4 protein-coding genes, 33 tRNA genes and 4 rRNA genes are annotated in these 13,007 nt (G+C 44.9%); 40 read left to right on the plus strand and 1 reads right to left on the minus strand.

All coding sequences use genetic code 11. From position 1 onward, the window contains the following. The first annotated feature begins 128 nt into the window (after positions 1-128). The 36 genes from K7H06_RS05040 to K7H06_RS05215 all read left to right on the plus strand — a co-directional run bounded on the left by K7H06_RS05040 (position 129) and on the right by K7H06_RS05215 (position 8,912). Positions 129-1,654, plus strand: a 16S ribosomal RNA gene (locus tag K7H06_RS05040). A 97-nt stretch (positions 1,655-1,751) separates the two neighbouring features. Further along, positions 1,752-1,827 (plus strand) — tRNA-Ala (locus tag K7H06_RS05045). A gap of 182 nt (positions 1,828-2,009) precedes the next feature. After that, positions 2,010-4,936 (plus strand): 23S ribosomal RNA (locus tag K7H06_RS05050). Positions 4,937-5,101: 165 nt separating this feature from the next. Next, positions 5,102-5,218, plus strand: a 5S ribosomal RNA gene (gene rrf / locus K7H06_RS05055). The 16S, 23S and 5S rRNA genes sit together here with 33 tRNA genes alongside, the layout of an rRNA operon. 7 nt (positions 5,219-5,225) lie before the next feature. Beyond that, a tRNA-Asn gene (locus K7H06_RS05060) sits at positions 5,226-5,300 on the plus strand. An 82-nt stretch (positions 5,301-5,382) separates the two neighbouring features. Further along, positions 5,383-5,471: transfer RNA gene (locus K7H06_RS05065), tRNA-Leu, on the plus strand. 69 nt (positions 5,472-5,540) lie between these two features. Next, a tRNA-Met gene (locus K7H06_RS05070) sits at positions 5,541-5,616 on the plus strand. 5 nt (positions 5,617-5,621) lie between these two features. Next, positions 5,622-5,698, plus strand: a tRNA-Met gene (locus tag K7H06_RS05075). A gap of 10 nt (positions 5,699-5,708) precedes the next feature. Then, a tRNA-Glu gene (locus tag K7H06_RS05080) sits at positions 5,709-5,783 on the plus strand. A gap of 5 nt (positions 5,784-5,788) precedes the next feature. Further along, a tRNA-Val gene (locus K7H06_RS05085) sits at positions 5,789-5,864 on the plus strand. Between the two features lie 5 nt (positions 5,865-5,869). Further along, positions 5,870-5,946 (plus strand) — tRNA-Asp (locus K7H06_RS05090). Between the two features lie 34 nt (positions 5,947-5,980). Further along, positions 5,981-6,055 (plus strand) — tRNA-Thr (locus K7H06_RS05095). 13 nt (positions 6,056-6,068) lie between these two features. Continuing rightward, positions 6,069-6,154 (plus strand) — tRNA-Tyr (locus tag K7H06_RS05100). A 128-nt stretch (positions 6,155-6,282) separates the two neighbouring features. Next, positions 6,283-6,357 (plus strand) — tRNA-Gly (locus K7H06_RS05105). Positions 6,358-6,485: 128 nt separating this feature from the next. After that, a tRNA-Gly gene (locus K7H06_RS05110) sits at positions 6,486-6,559 on the plus strand. A gap of 13 nt (positions 6,560-6,572) precedes the next feature. Then, positions 6,573-6,648 (plus strand) — tRNA-His (locus tag K7H06_RS05115). Between the two features lie 7 nt (positions 6,649-6,655). Next, positions 6,656-6,731 (plus strand) — tRNA-Gln (locus K7H06_RS05120). 3 nt (positions 6,732-6,734) lie between these two features. Next, positions 6,735-6,810: transfer RNA gene (locus K7H06_RS05125), tRNA-Lys, on the plus strand. 7 nt (positions 6,811-6,817) lie between these two features. Further along, positions 6,818-6,892 (plus strand) — tRNA-Cys (locus K7H06_RS05130). Between the two features lie 14 nt (positions 6,893-6,906). Continuing rightward, positions 6,907-6,983: transfer RNA gene (locus tag K7H06_RS05135), tRNA-Arg, on the plus strand. 166 nt (positions 6,984-7,149) lie between these two features. Next, positions 7,150-7,224 (plus strand) — tRNA-Asn (locus K7H06_RS05140). An 82-nt stretch (positions 7,225-7,306) separates the two neighbouring features. Next, a tRNA-Leu gene (locus K7H06_RS05145) sits at positions 7,307-7,395 on the plus strand. A 69-nt stretch (positions 7,396-7,464) separates the two neighbouring features. Continuing rightward, positions 7,465-7,540: transfer RNA gene (locus K7H06_RS05150), tRNA-Met, on the plus strand. Between the two features lie 5 nt (positions 7,541-7,545). Continuing rightward, positions 7,546-7,622 (plus strand) — tRNA-Met (locus K7H06_RS05155). A gap of 10 nt (positions 7,623-7,632) precedes the next feature. Beyond that, positions 7,633-7,707, plus strand: a tRNA-Glu gene (locus tag K7H06_RS05160). 5 nt (positions 7,708-7,712) lie between these two features. Next, a tRNA-Val gene (locus K7H06_RS05165) sits at positions 7,713-7,788 on the plus strand. A gap of 5 nt (positions 7,789-7,793) precedes the next feature. After that, positions 7,794-7,870: transfer RNA gene (locus K7H06_RS05170), tRNA-Asp, on the plus strand. Positions 7,871-7,904: 34 nt separating this feature from the next. Beyond that, positions 7,905-7,979 (plus strand) — tRNA-Thr (locus K7H06_RS05175). A 13-nt stretch (positions 7,980-7,992) separates the two neighbouring features. Beyond that, positions 7,993-8,078 (plus strand) — tRNA-Tyr (locus tag K7H06_RS05180). A 128-nt stretch (positions 8,079-8,206) separates the two neighbouring features. Beyond that, a tRNA-Gly gene (locus K7H06_RS05185) sits at positions 8,207-8,281 on the plus strand. Between the two features lie 128 nt (positions 8,282-8,409). Then, positions 8,410-8,483, plus strand: a tRNA-Gly gene (locus K7H06_RS05190). A 13-nt stretch (positions 8,484-8,496) separates the two neighbouring features. Continuing rightward, a tRNA-His gene (locus K7H06_RS05195) sits at positions 8,497-8,572 on the plus strand. A 7-nt stretch (positions 8,573-8,579) separates the two neighbouring features. After that, a tRNA-Gln gene (locus K7H06_RS05200) sits at positions 8,580-8,655 on the plus strand. A gap of 3 nt (positions 8,656-8,658) precedes the next feature. Further along, positions 8,659-8,734, plus strand: a tRNA-Lys gene (locus K7H06_RS05205). A gap of 7 nt (positions 8,735-8,741) precedes the next feature. Beyond that, positions 8,742-8,816, plus strand: a tRNA-Cys gene (locus tag K7H06_RS05210). 19 nt (positions 8,817-8,835) lie between these two features. Next, positions 8,836-8,912: transfer RNA gene (locus K7H06_RS05215), tRNA-Arg, on the plus strand. Between the two features lie 34 nt (positions 8,913-8,946). Here the strand turns inward: K7H06_RS05215 and K7H06_RS05220 are convergent. Further along, positions 8,947-9,138 carry an alpha/beta-type small acid-soluble spore protein gene (locus K7H06_RS05220; RefSeq protein WP_223038854.1) on the minus strand — a complete coding sequence of 64 codons (192 nt, stop codon included), beginning with the start codon at positions 9,136-9,138 and terminating at the stop codon, positions 8,947-8,949. 294 nt (positions 9,139-9,432) lie between these two features. Here K7H06_RS05220 and K7H06_RS05225 point away from each other — a divergent pair, with 294 nt between their 5' ends. The 4 genes from K7H06_RS05225 to K7H06_RS05240 all read left to right on the plus strand — a co-directional run bounded on the left by K7H06_RS05225 (position 9,433) and on the right by K7H06_RS05240 (position 12,927). Continuing rightward, complete coding sequence (locus tag K7H06_RS05225) at positions 9,433-10,011, plus strand: thymidine kinase (protein ID WP_223038855.1); 579 nt, start codon at positions 9,433-9,435, stop codon at positions 10,009-10,011. Positions 10,012-10,665: 654 nt separating this feature from the next. Beyond that, complete coding sequence (locus K7H06_RS05230) at positions 10,666-10,896, plus strand: DUF3892 domain-containing protein (protein ID WP_223038856.1); 231 nt, start codon at positions 10,666-10,668, stop codon at positions 10,894-10,896. Positions 10,897-10,929: 33 nt separating this feature from the next. Beyond that, on the plus strand, positions 10,930-11,070 hold the full coding sequence (locus tag K7H06_RS05235) for a hypothetical protein (protein ID WP_223038857.1): 141 nt from the start codon (positions 10,930-10,932) through the stop codon (positions 11,068-11,070). A 331-nt stretch (positions 11,071-11,401) separates the two neighbouring features. Next, positions 11,402-12,927 (plus strand): 16S ribosomal RNA (locus K7H06_RS05240). The last annotated feature ends 80 nt before the right edge of the window (positions 12,928-13,007 follow it).

Here is a 13,007-nt window from a genome sequence, read left to right on the forward strand (position 1 = left end):
GTGATAAGATGATTAAGTCGCTAAACGGCGATTGATTAAAAAGATTTGATCTTTGAAAACTATACAGTGTAAGAAATTAAGCCAGATAATAGGACTGCAAAGTCCAAAACGTTCAATTCAAAACTTTTATACTTGAGAGTTTGATCCTGGCTCAGGATGAACGCTGGCGGCGTGCCTAACACATGCAAGTCGAGCGTGAAGCTTATTATTGATCCTTCGGGTGATTTAATAAGTGGAAAGCGGCGGACGGGTGAGTAACGCGTGGGTAACCTGCCCTATACACAGGGATAGCCTCGGGAAACCGGGATTAATACCTGATAAAACTCTAGTATGGCATCATACATGAGTCAAAACTCAGGTGGTATAGGATGGACCCGCGTCTGATTAGCTAGTTGGTAAGGTAATGGCTTACCAAGGCGACGATCAGTAGCCGACCTGAGAGGGTGATCGGCCACACTGGAACTGAGACACGGTCCAGACTCCTACGGGAGGCAGCAGTGGGGAATATTGCACAATGGGCGAAAGCCTGATGCAGCAACGCCGCGTGAGCGATGAAGGCCTTCGGGTCGTAAAGCTCTGTCCTAAGGGAAGAATAATGACGGTACCTTAGGAGGAAGCCCCGGCTAACTACGTGCCAGCAGCCGCGGTAATACGTAGGGGGCAAGCGTTATCCGGAATCACTGGGCGTAAAGGGTGCGTAGGCGGCCAATAAAGTCTGGGGTGAAAGGCTACGGCTTAACCGTAGTAAGCCTTGGAAACTTATTGGCTTGAGTGCAGGAGAGGAGAGTGGAATTCCTAGTGTAGCGGTGAAATGCGTAGATATTAGGAGGAACACCAGTGGCGAAGGCGACTCTCTGGACTGTAACTGACGCTGAGGCACGAAAGCGTGGGGAGCGAACAGGATTAGATACCCTGGTAGTCCACGCCGTAAACGATGAGTGCTAGGTGTCGGGGGTCGAACCTCGGTGCCGCAGCTAACGCATTAAGCACTCCGCCTGGGGAGTACGGTCGCAAGACTGAAACTCAAAGGAATTGACGGGGACCCGCACAAGCAGCGGAGCATGTGGTTTAATTCGAAGCAACGCGAAGAACCTTACCAAAACTTGACATCCTTTGCATTACCCTTAATCGGGGAAATCCCTTCGGGGACAAAGTGACAGGTGGTGCATGGTTGTCGTCAGCTCGTGTCGTGAGATGTTGGGTTAAGTCCCGCAACGAGCGCAACCCTTGTCTTTAGTTGCCAGCATTTCGGATGGGCACTCTAGAGAGACTGCCGGGGATAACTCGGAGGAAGGTGGGGATGACGTCAAATCATCATGCCCCTTATGTTTTGGGCTACACACGTGCTACAATGGCTGGTACAACGGGAAGCGAAAGAGTAATCTGGAGCCAATCTTAAAAGCCAGTCTCAGTTCGGATTGTGGGCTGCAACTCGCCCACATGAAGCTGGAGTTGCTAGTAATCGTGAATCAGAATGTCGCGGTGAATGCGTTCCCGGGTCTTGTACACACCGCCCGTCACACCATGGAAGTTGGGGGCACCCGAAGTCAGCTATCTAACCTTTTGGAGGAAGCTGCCGAAGGTGAATTCAATAACTAGGGTGAAGTCGTAACAAGGTAGCCGTATCGGAAGGTGCGGCTGGATCACCTCCTTTCTAAGGAGAATAGGTTTGTTTCTTACACTGTCTAGTTTTGAAGGATCAAACCTTCAAAATGAAACTCAGAAAACTTTATTTCTAACTGTTCATGCATGGGGACGTAGCTCAGCTGGGAGAGCACCTGCCTTGCACGCAGGGGGTCAGGGGTTCGATCCCCCTCGTCTCCACCATTAAAACCTTTCGAAAGAGAGGGTTTAACTTTGTACTTTGAAAACTAAACAATGCATATATAAAAAGATTAATACTACAATTAATCTGAGAGAATCAAGAGCAATGAAACTAATAAACGTAAAGTTTATTAGTACTCCAATTACACAAAATATAAAATTTTGGTAATTGAAGCATTGCAGCAGGTCAAGTTATAAAGAGCATAGGGCGGATGCCTTGGCACTAGGAGTCGATGAAGGACGTGGTAAGCTGCGATAAGCCTCGGGTAGCTGCAAGCAAGCTTTAATCCGGGGATTTCCGAATGGGGGAACCCACTTAGGGTAATACCTAAGTACCATCTACTGAATAAATAGGTAGATAGGAGACATACCAGGGGAACTGAAACATCTAAGTACCCTGAGGAAGAGAAAGAAAACTCGATTCCCTGAGTAGCGGCGAGCGAAAGGGGAAGAGCCCAAACCTAAAGAATTTTCTTTAGGGGTTGCGGATATACTCATTAAGAGCAAAGAATTTGTAGCCGAAGAACTCTGGAAAGAGTTACCGAAGAAGGTAATAGTCCTGTAGGCAAAACTTAGTCTAGCTTGAGTATACTCCAGAGTACCACGAGACACGTGAAACCTTGTGGGAAGCTGGGGGGACCACCCCCCAAGGCTAAATACTTCCTAGTGACCGATAGCGTATAGTACCGTGAGGGAAAGGTGAAAAGAACCCCGGGAGGGGAGTGAAATAGAACCTGAAACCCTATGTTTACAAGCAGTGGAAGTTCTTTTTATGAACGACCACGTACTTTTTGTAGAACGGGCCAACGAGTTACGGTATGCAGCAAGGTTAAGTTATTTTGTAACGGAGCCGCAGCGAAAGCGAGTCTTAATAGGGCGATTTTAGTTGTATGCCGTAGACCCGAAACCGGGTGACCTATCCATGAGCAGGTTGAAGCGGAAGTAAAATTTCGTGGAGGACCGAACCCATGTCTGTTGAAAAAGGCTGGGATGACTTGTGGATAGCGGAGAAATTCCAATCGAACTCGGAGATAGCTGGTTCTCCCCGAAATAGCTTTAGGGCTAGCCTTAAAGGTAGTGATACGGAGGTAGAGCACTGAATGTCCTAGGGGCCCTCACCGGTTACCGAAGACTATCAAACTCCGAATGCCGTAATCATAACTTTAGGAGTCAGACTATGGGTGATAAGATTCATGGTCGAAAGGGAAACAGCCCAGATCGTCAGCTAAGGTCCCTAAGTACAGGTTAAGTGGAAAAGGATGTGGGATTGCATAGACAACTAGGATGTTGGCTTAGAAGCAGCCATTCATTCAAAGAGTGCGTAATAGCTCACTAGTCGAGTGATCCCGCGCCGAAAATTACCGGGGCTCAAACCTGTCACCGAAGCTACGGCATACCGTTTGGTATGGGTAGGGGAGCATTGTATATGGGTTGAAGCTGTACCGTAAGGAGCAGTGGACTATATACAAGAGAGAATGTTGGCATGAGTAGCGAGAGGCAGGTGAGAATCCTGCCCGCCGAAAACCTAAGGTTTCCTGAGGAAGGTTCGTCCACTCAGGGTTAGTCGGGACCTAAGCCGAGGACGAAAGTCGTAGGCGATGGACAACAGGTTGAAATTCCTGTACCACCGAAAATCGTTTGAGCGATGGGGTGACACAGAAGGATAGGTTAAGCGCACCGTTGGTTGTGTGCGTCTAAGCGTTTAGGAAGTTAGGATAGGCAAATCCGTCTTAACAATTCTGAGGCGTTATGGGGAGCGAAATATAAGTAGCGAACTTACTGATTCCACGCTGTCAAGAAAAGCCTCTAGTTAGATCTAGGTGCCCGTACCGTAAACCGACACAGGTAGGTGAGGAGAGAATCCTAAGGCGAGCGAGAGAACTATTGTTAAGGAACTCGGCAAAATGACCCCGTAACTTCGGGAGAAGGGGTGCCACGTTAGGGTTTATAGCCCGAGGTGGCCGCAGAGAATAGATCCAAGCGACTGTTTAGCAAAAACACAGGTTTCTGCTAAGTCGAAAGACGATGTATAGGAGCTGACGCCTGCCCGGTGCTGGAAGGTTAAGGGGACGTGTTAGAGCAATCGAAGCACCGAACTTAAGCCCCAGTAAACGGCGGCCGTAACTATAACGGTCCTAAGGTAGCGAAATTCCTTGTCGGGTAAGTTCCGACCCGCACGAAAGGCGTAACGATTTGGATACTGTCTCGACAATAGACTCGGTGAAATTGTAGTACCGGTGAAGATGCCGGTTACCCGCAGCAGGACGGAAAGACCCCGTGGAGCTTTACTGTAGCCTGACACTGGATTTTGGTATTACATGTACAGGATAGGTGGGAGACGTCGATGCATGCACGCCAGTGTGTGTGGAGTCATCCTTGGGATACCACTCTTGTAATACTGAAGTTCTAACCATAAGCTGTGAATCCAGCTTTGGGACACTGTCAGGTGGGCAGTTTGACTGGGGCGGTCGCCTCCTAAAGAGTAACGGAGGCGCCCAAAGGTTCCCTCAGCGCGGTCGGAAATCGCGCGAAGAGTGCAAAGGCAGAAGGGAGCTTGATTGCGAGACATACAGGTCGAGCAAGGACGAAAGTCGGGCTTAGTGATCCGGTGGTTCCGAGTGGAAGGGCCATCGCTCAACGGATAAAAGCTACCCCGGGGATAACAGGCTTATCTCCCCCAAGAGTCCACATCGACGGGGAGGTTTGGCACCTCGATGTCGGCTCGTCTCATCCTGGGGCTGTAGTAGGTCCCAAGGGTTGGGCTGTTCGCCCATTAAAGAGGCACGCGAGCTGGGTTCAGAACGTCGTGAGACAGTTCGGTCCCTATCCGCTGTGGGCGCAGGAAATTTGAGAGGAGCTGTCCTTAGTACGAGAGGACCGGGATGGACATACCTCTGGTGCATCAGTTGTCACGCCAGTGGCACAGCTGAGTAGCTATGTATGGACGGGATAAGCGCTGAAGGCATCTAAGCGCGAAGCCCCCCTTAAGATAAGATTTCCCATAGCGTTAAGCTAGTAAGACCCCAGAAAGACTATCTGGTTGATAGGTCGGAGGTGTAAGGGCAGTAATGTCTTAAGCTGACCGATACTAATAGGTCGAGGACTTGACCAATAAAATATGCATTGTTTGGTTTTGAGAGTATAAATTCTCAATCAATGTAATCCATTAATCTAAAACTTCTAGATAATACAGAATTTTAAATTAATGAAACTAAGAAACGCATTTGTTTCTTAGTACTACAATCACACCAAATATAAAATTTGGGGGATTGCAGCATCCAGTGACTACAGCGAAGGGGTTACACCTGTTCCCATACCGAACACAGAAGTTAAGCCCTTCAGCGCTGATGGTACTTGGCGGGCAACTGCCTGGGAGAGTAGGTCGTCGCTGGTTTATTTGTTCCAAGGTAGCTCAATGGTGGAGCAACCGGCTGTTAACCGGTAGGCTGTGGGTTCGAGCCCCACCCTTGGAGCCAAAAAACATTAAGGAAACTAAGAAATACAAGATTTCTTAGTACTACAATTACACAAAATATAAAATTTTGGTAATTGCAGCATGCCGGAGTGGCGGAACTGGCAGACGCACAGGACTTAAAATCCTGCGGTCCTTACAGATCGTACCGGTTCGATTCCGGTCTCCGGCACCAATTAATGAAACTCGGTTAAGGCCGAGTACTACACTCACACCAAATCAAAGATTTGGGTGATTGCAGCATCGCGGAGTGGAGCAGTTGGTAGCTCGTCGGGCTCATAACCCGAAGGTCGTAGGTTCAAATCCTGCCTCCGCAACCAAATATGGCGGCGTAGCTTAGCTGGCTAGAGCGTCCGGTTCATACCCGGAAGGTCGGTGGTTCGAGTCCACTCGCCGCTACCAAATTTAATATGGCCCATTGGTCAAGCGGTCAAGACACCGCCCTTTCACGGCGGTAACCCGGGTTCGATTCCCGGATGGGTCACCAATTTTGGGCGTATAGCTCAGCTGGGAGAGCACCTGCCTTACAAGCAGGGGGTCATAGGTTCGAACCCTGTTACGCCCACCAAAATTGGCCCGGTAGTTCAGTTGGTTAGAATGCCAGCCTGTCACGCTGGAGGTCGAGGGTTCGAACCCCTTCCGGGTCGCCAATTTTCTTTAACAAAGTGTTGATGATTAAAATATGCTGGTGTGGCTCAACGGTAGAGCAGCTGACTTGTAATCAGCAGGTTGGGGGTTCGATTCCCTTCGCCAGCTCCATAAAAAATAATAAGGAGGAGTTCCCGAGTTGGCCAAAGGGGACGGACTGTAAATCCGTTAGCTTAGCTTTCAGTGGTTCGAATCCACTCTCCTCCACCATTTTAAATTGCGGAAGTGGCTCAGTGGTATAAGCAGAGAACCAAAATCTGTGATTTTGCGTGAATCGCTTAGGAATGAGTTGCAAAGGCAAGTAGAGTAATGAGATGTTTATAAAGTATTTTGATTCTGCGGAAGTGGCTCAGTGGTAGAGCATCGCCTTGCCAAGGCGAGGGTCGCGAGTTCGAATCTCGTCTTCCGCTCCAACAAAACATGCGGATGTAGTTCAATGGTATAAGCAGAGAACCCAAATCTGTGATTTGGTGTGAATCGCTTAGGAATGAGTTGCGTAAGCAAGAAAAGTAATGAAATGGTTACAAAGCATTGTAGATATGCGGATGTAGTTCAATGGTAGAACTTCAGCCTTCCAAGCTGATAGCGTGGGTTCGATTCCCATCATCCGCTCCAAAACCAAAACGTGGTGGGTGTAGTCAAGTGGTTAAGACACAGGATTGTGGCTCCTGCATGCGTGGGTTCAAATCCCATCATCCACCCCAAAAATAATGGGGTATCGCCAAGCCGGTAAGGCACCAGATTTTGATTCTGGCATGCGTAGGTTCGAGTCCTGCTACCCCAGCCATATGACCCATTAGCTCAGTTGGTAGAGCACTTGACTTTTAATCAAGGTGTCCCGCGTTCGAGCCGCGGATGGGTCACCAAAGAAATGGCGGCATAGCCAAGTGGTAAGGCAGAGGTCTGCAAAACCTTTATTCCCCAGTTCAAATCTGGGTGCCGCCTCCATTTTTTATTAATATGCGCCTATAGCTCAGCTGGATAGAGTGTCTGACTACGAATCAGAAGGCCGGGAGTTCGAATCTCTCTGGGCGCACCATGAAATAGGAGAACGACAATAGTTCGTACCTTTTCTTTTTTATCGTAAAATCACTTGACATAATTCTAGATATATGATAACATATATTTTGTCGTCAGTTTGAAATAGTTATTGACGAAATGATAAGAATGTGCTAAGATTTATCTTGAATTATGAAAGAAATTGTTCCAAGGTAGCTCAATGGTGGAGCAACCGGCTGTTAACCGGTAGGCTGTGGGTTCGAGCCCCACCCTTGGAGCCAAAAAACATTAAGGAAACTAAGAAATACAAGATTTCTTAGTACTACAATTACACAAAATATAAAATTTTGGTAATTGCAGCATGCCGGAGTGGCGGAACTGGCAGACGCACAGGACTTAAAATCCTGCGGTCCTTACAGATCGTACCGGTTCGATTCCGGTCTCCGGCACCAATTAATGAAACTCGGTTAAGGCCGAGTACTACACTCACACCAAATCAAAGATTTGGGTGATTGCAGCATCGCGGAGTGGAGCAGTTGGTAGCTCGTCGGGCTCATAACCCGAAGGTCGTAGGTTCAAATCCTGCCTCCGCAACCAAATATGGCGGCGTAGCTTAGCTGGCTAGAGCGTCCGGTTCATACCCGGAAGGTCGGTGGTTCGAGTCCACTCGCCGCTACCAAATTTAATATGGCCCATTGGTCAAGCGGTCAAGACACCGCCCTTTCACGGCGGTAACCCGGGTTCGATTCCCGGATGGGTCACCAATTTTGGGCGTATAGCTCAGCTGGGAGAGCACCTGCCTTACAAGCAGGGGGTCATAGGTTCGAACCCTGTTACGCCCACCAAAATTGGCCCGGTAGTTCAGTTGGTTAGAATGCCAGCCTGTCACGCTGGAGGTCGAGGGTTCGAACCCCTTCCGGGTCGCCAATTTTCTTTAACAAAGTGTTGATAATTAAAATATGCTGGTGTGGCTCAACGGTAGAGCAGCTGACTTGTAATCAGCAGGTTGGGGGTTCGATTCCCTTCGCCAGCTCCATAAAAAATAATAAGGAGGAGTTCCCGAGTTGGCCAAAGGGGACGGACTGTAAATCCGTTAGCTTAGCTTTCAGTGGTTCGAATCCACTCTCCTCCACCATTTTAAATTGCGGAAGTGGCTCAGTGGTATAAGCAGAGAACCAAAATCTGTGATTTTGCGTGAATCGCTTAGGAATGAGTTGCAAAGGCAAGTAGAGTAATGAGATGTTTATAAAGTATTTTGATTCTGCGGAAGTGGCTCAGTGGTAGAGCATCGCCTTGCCAAGGCGAGGGTCGCGAGTTCGAATCTCGTCTTCCGCTCCAACAAAACATGCGGATGTAGTTCAATGGTATAAGCAGAGAACCCAAATCTGTGATTTGGTGTGAATCGCTTAGGAATGAGTTGCGTAAGCAAGAAAAGTAATGAAATGGTTACAAAGCATTGTAGATATGCGGATGTAGTTCAATGGTAGAACTTCAGCCTTCCAAGCTGATAGCGTGGGTTCGATTCCCATCATCCGCTCCAAAACCAAAACGTGGTGGGTGTAGTCAAGTGGTTAAGACACAGGATTGTGGCTCCTGCATGCGTGGGTTCAAATCCCATCATCCACCCCAAAAATAATGGGGTATCGCCAAGCCGGTAAGGCACCAGATTTTGATTCTGGCATGCGTAGGTTCGAGTCCTGCTACCCCAGCCATATGACCCATTAGCTCAGTTGGTAGAGCACTTGACTTTTAATCAAGGTGTCCCGCGTTCGAGCCGCGGATGGGTCACCAAAGAAACGGCGGCATAGCCAAGTGGTAAGGCAGAGGTCTGCAAAACCTTTATTCCCCAGTTCAAATCTGGGTGCCGCCTCCATTTTTTTTTTATTAAATGTGCGCCTATAGCTCAGCTGGATAGAGTGTCTGACTACGAATCAGAAGGCCGGGAGTTCGAATCTCTCTGGGCGCACCATAAGAATAGAGGATACGATGAGAATTCGTATCCTCTATTTTTTATTTAACAATTGTTTTTCAGCTATTTCTACTAATTTTCTAGTAATTAAGCCTGTATGATATGAAGCTAGATATCCACTATCCATAGGATTAGGGTTGCTTATTCCTAATTCTTTTGCCATTTCTATTTTAAATTGATCTAAAGCTTTTCTAGCTGTAGGAACTACTAGTTTATTTTTAGTCATAAAATCAACTCCTAAATTTTAAAAAAAGAAGACATTTGGATTTGGTATGATAAAAATTAAAAATAAGGTAGAATAAATATTATTAATAGTATACCCAAAAAATTTTAAATTATAGATGTATGTTTTTGAAATGGAATATTCTTATATAAATGATGAGTAAGAGTTTAGTACGGTATCATCTTTTGTATTTGTTCAAATTTACCTAGAGGAATTTTAAAAAAAATATCAAATATATAATATGATATTAATAATAAGATCAGCCTTTAGGTTAAAGAAATTATAGGAGGGTTATATATGGCACAACTTTATTATAGATATAGTACAATGAATGCAGGAAAATCTATTGAAGTAATTAAGGTAGCATATAATTATGAAGAAAGACATAAGAAAGCTTTGGTATTAACTTCAGGATTAGACGATAGATTTGGTATAGGTAAAGTTACATCAAGAGTAGGTTTGGAAAAAGAGGCAATTATTATTGATGATGAGACAAATGTGTTGAGTATATTTTTACAAGAGAATAGTAAAAAAAAGATAGATTGCGTAATTATTGATGAATGTCAGTTTTTGAGAAAGCACCATGTAGAGGAACTGATTGAAATTGTGGATAGTTGTAATGTTCCTGTTTTATGTTATGGATTAAAGAATGATTTTAAGAATGAACTATTTGAGGGATCCTATTGGCTATTAGTACATGCAGATAAAATTGAGGAGATAAAGACTATTTGTTGGTGTGGAAGAAAAGCTACAACGAACGCAAGAGTTGTAGATGGAAAAATTGTGAAAGATGGAGAACAAATACAGATAGGTGGAAATGAGTTATATGTTCCACTGTGTAGGAAACATTACAATGACGGAAGAGTAGAGGCGTAGTAGCAAGAACTAAAAATCAAATAAGTATTGTTAGAGAAATGAGTTGCGAATCAAGAATAAGAGAAGTATTATATTTTGGAATTAGTATAAACTATTATATATAGAAAGTTTTGAAAGATGCCATAGTAACAATGGAAAAAGATGAGAATAAAAAGCAAATTATTGAAAGAAATGTAATAGAAAAAATAAATGAGGAAGTACAAAATATTTTTATAAATAAAATAGTTGATACTTATTAGTTCGATGGAACTAAATAATTTTTAGTAGAAGATTGATAAAATAAAAAGTGCTTAGAAATAGGCGCTTTTTCTATATAGATAAAAGCATATTTTGTCGAAAATTGCGAATGATTAGTACTAGAAACTTTCCTATAGTAGTAGGATAATATTAAGTAGGAGGGATTAATCATGAATGAAGAAGAAAAAACCTTGCCAGTGAAAAGTGAAATAACTTTAGAGGATTTTACTATATTTTCAAGCTATAAAATATTAGATGATGGTACAAGGGTATTTTCAGCTGAAGACTAATAGACTAGGTTAAATGCCATAATAAAGGGCATCCAAGAAAGGGTGCTTTTTTTGTTTCTTTAAATAGTATAGAGTGAAATGTATATTGAATGAAATATTTCAAAGAATAAGAAAAGGAGGGATTGAAATGAAAGATGTAACCAAAATTATAAAGGTTAGAAAAAATGCAGAAGGAGATATTACTGATGTAATGATTGAAGATGGAAATATATATGAGATTCGTGATGCCATTATGCTAGCAAAAGAGCATAAGATTGAAGGGGTAAATGTAGGACGAACAAAAAATGGAAACGAATTTTTAAGAAGTAATCGAAATAATAAAAGAAATGACAATTTGGATAGCTTTCCAACGTTTTAATAAATACTCTAGCATTTAAAATGGAGGATAGAGATGAATAAAAATCAAAAACTTATTAAAGACAAAGATAAAAGTGTAATAAAACAAGTAAATAGTAAGAATGAAGAGGAGTTTGAAAAGGAAATAGAAGAGTTATATATGAAACATATTACTTCAGGAAATTTGATGACATGATAAATTATTGAAAAAGTGCTCAAAAAAGAGTGCTTTTTTATATGTTGATAAAGCTAAATAAACACGATGCTTTAGTAGTTGCTATTTTGCAAGAAAAAAAACAAAATAAGCTGTTGACAACATATAGAATATATGATAATATATATCTTGTCGTCGAAAGATACAACCCCTAAAATAAAAAAAGTGGTTGACAAATATAGTAAAGAATGATAAACTATAAAAGTCGCTAAACGGCGATGATTTGAATTTGATCTTTGAAAACTATACAGTGCAAGAAATTAAGCCAGATATATCGACTAAACAGTCGAAAAACGTTCAATTCAAAACTTTTATACTTGAGAGTTTGATCCTGGCTCAGGATGAACGCTGGCGGCGTGCCTAACACATGCAAGTCGAGCGTGAAGCTCTTTATTGATCCTTCGGGTGATTTAAAGAGTGGAAAGCGGCGGACGGGTGAGTAACGCGTGGGTAACCTGCCCTATACACAGGGATAGCCTCGGGAAACCGGGATTAATACCTGATAAAACTCTAGTATGGCATCATACATGAGTCAAAACTCAGGTGGTATAGGATGGACCCGCGTCTGATTAGCTAGTTGGTAAGGTAATGGCTTACCAAGGCGACGATCAGTAGCCGACCTGAGAGGGTGATCGGCCACACTGGAACTGAGACACGGTCCAGACTCCTACGGGAGGCAGCAGTGGGGAATATTGCACAATGGGCGAAAGCCTGATGCAGCAACGCCGCGTGAGCGATGAAGGCCTTCGGGTCGTAAAGCTCTGTCCTAAGGGAAGAATAATGACGGTACCTTAGGAGGAAGCCCCGGCTAACTACGTGCCAGCAGCCGCGGTAATACGTAGGGGGCAAGCGTTATCCGGAATCACTGGGCGTAAAGGGTGCGTAGGCGGCCAATAAAGTCTGGGGTGAAAGGCTACGGCTTAACCGTAGTAAGCCTTGGAAACTTATTGGCTTGAGTGCAGGAGAGGAGAGTGGAATTCCTAGTGTAGCGGTGAAATGCGTAGATATTAGGAGGAACACCAGTGGCGAAGGCGACTCTCTGGACTGTAACTGACGCTGAGGCACGAAAGCGTGGGGAGCGAACAGGATTAGATACCCTGGTAGTCCACGCCGTAAACGATGAGTGCTAGGTGTCGGGGGTCGAACCTCGGTGCCGCAGCTAACGCATTAAGCACTCCGCCTGGGGAGTACGGTCGCAAGACTGAAACTCAAAGGAATTGACGGGGACCCGCACAAGCAGCGGAGCATGTGGTTTAATTCGAAGCAACGCGAAGAACCTTACCAAAACTTGACATCCTTTGCATTACCCTTAATCGGGGAAATCCCTTCGGGGACAAAGTGACAGGTGGTGCATGGTTGTCGTCAGCTCGTGTCGTGAGATGTTGGGTTAAGTCCCGCAACGAGCGCAACCCTTGTCTTTAGTTGCCAGCATTTCGGATGGGCACTCTAGAGAGACTGCCGGGGATAACTCGGAGGAAGGTGGGGATGACGTCAAATCATCATGCCCCTTATGTTTTGGGCTACACACGTGCTACAATGGCTGGTACAACGGGAAGCGAAAGAGTAATCTGGAGCCAATCTTAAAAGCCAGTCTCAGTTCGGATTGTGGGCTGCAACTCGCCCACATGAAGCTGGAGTTGCTAGTAATCGTGAATCAGAATGTCGCGGTGAATGCGTTCCCGGGTCTTGTACACACCGCCCGTCACACCATGGAAGTTGGGGGCACCCGAAGTCAGCTATCTAACCTTTTGGAGGAAGCTGCCGAAGGTGAATTCAATAACTAGGGTGAAGTCGTAACAAGGTAGCCGTATCGGAAGGTGCGGCTGGATCACCTCCTTTCTAAGGAGAATAGGTTTGTTTCTTACACTGTCTAGTTTTGAAGGATCAAGTGATCTTTCAACTTTGTACTTTGAAAACTA

The sequence above is a fragment of the Crassaminicella profunda genome (assembly GCF_019884785.1).
Taxonomy (GTDB): Bacteria; Bacillota; Clostridia; order Peptostreptococcales; family Thermotaleaceae; genus Crassaminicella; species Crassaminicella profunda.

Coding starts and splice junctions, on each gene's coding strand:
- K7H06_RS05225 (WP_223038855.1), top strand. CDS start 9,433: ATGGCACAACTTTATTATAGATATAGTACAATGAATGCAGGAAAATCT.
- K7H06_RS05230 (WP_223038856.1), top strand. CDS start 10,666: ATGAAAGATGTAACCAAAATTATAAAGGTTAGAAAAAATGCAGAAGGA.
- K7H06_RS05220 (WP_223038854.1), bottom strand. CDS start 9,138: ATGACTAAAAATAAACTAGTAGTTCCTACAGCTAGAAAAGCTTTAGAT.
- K7H06_RS05235 (WP_223038857.1), top strand. CDS start 10,930: ATGAATAAAAATCAAAAACTTATTAAAGACAAAGATAAAAGTGTAATA.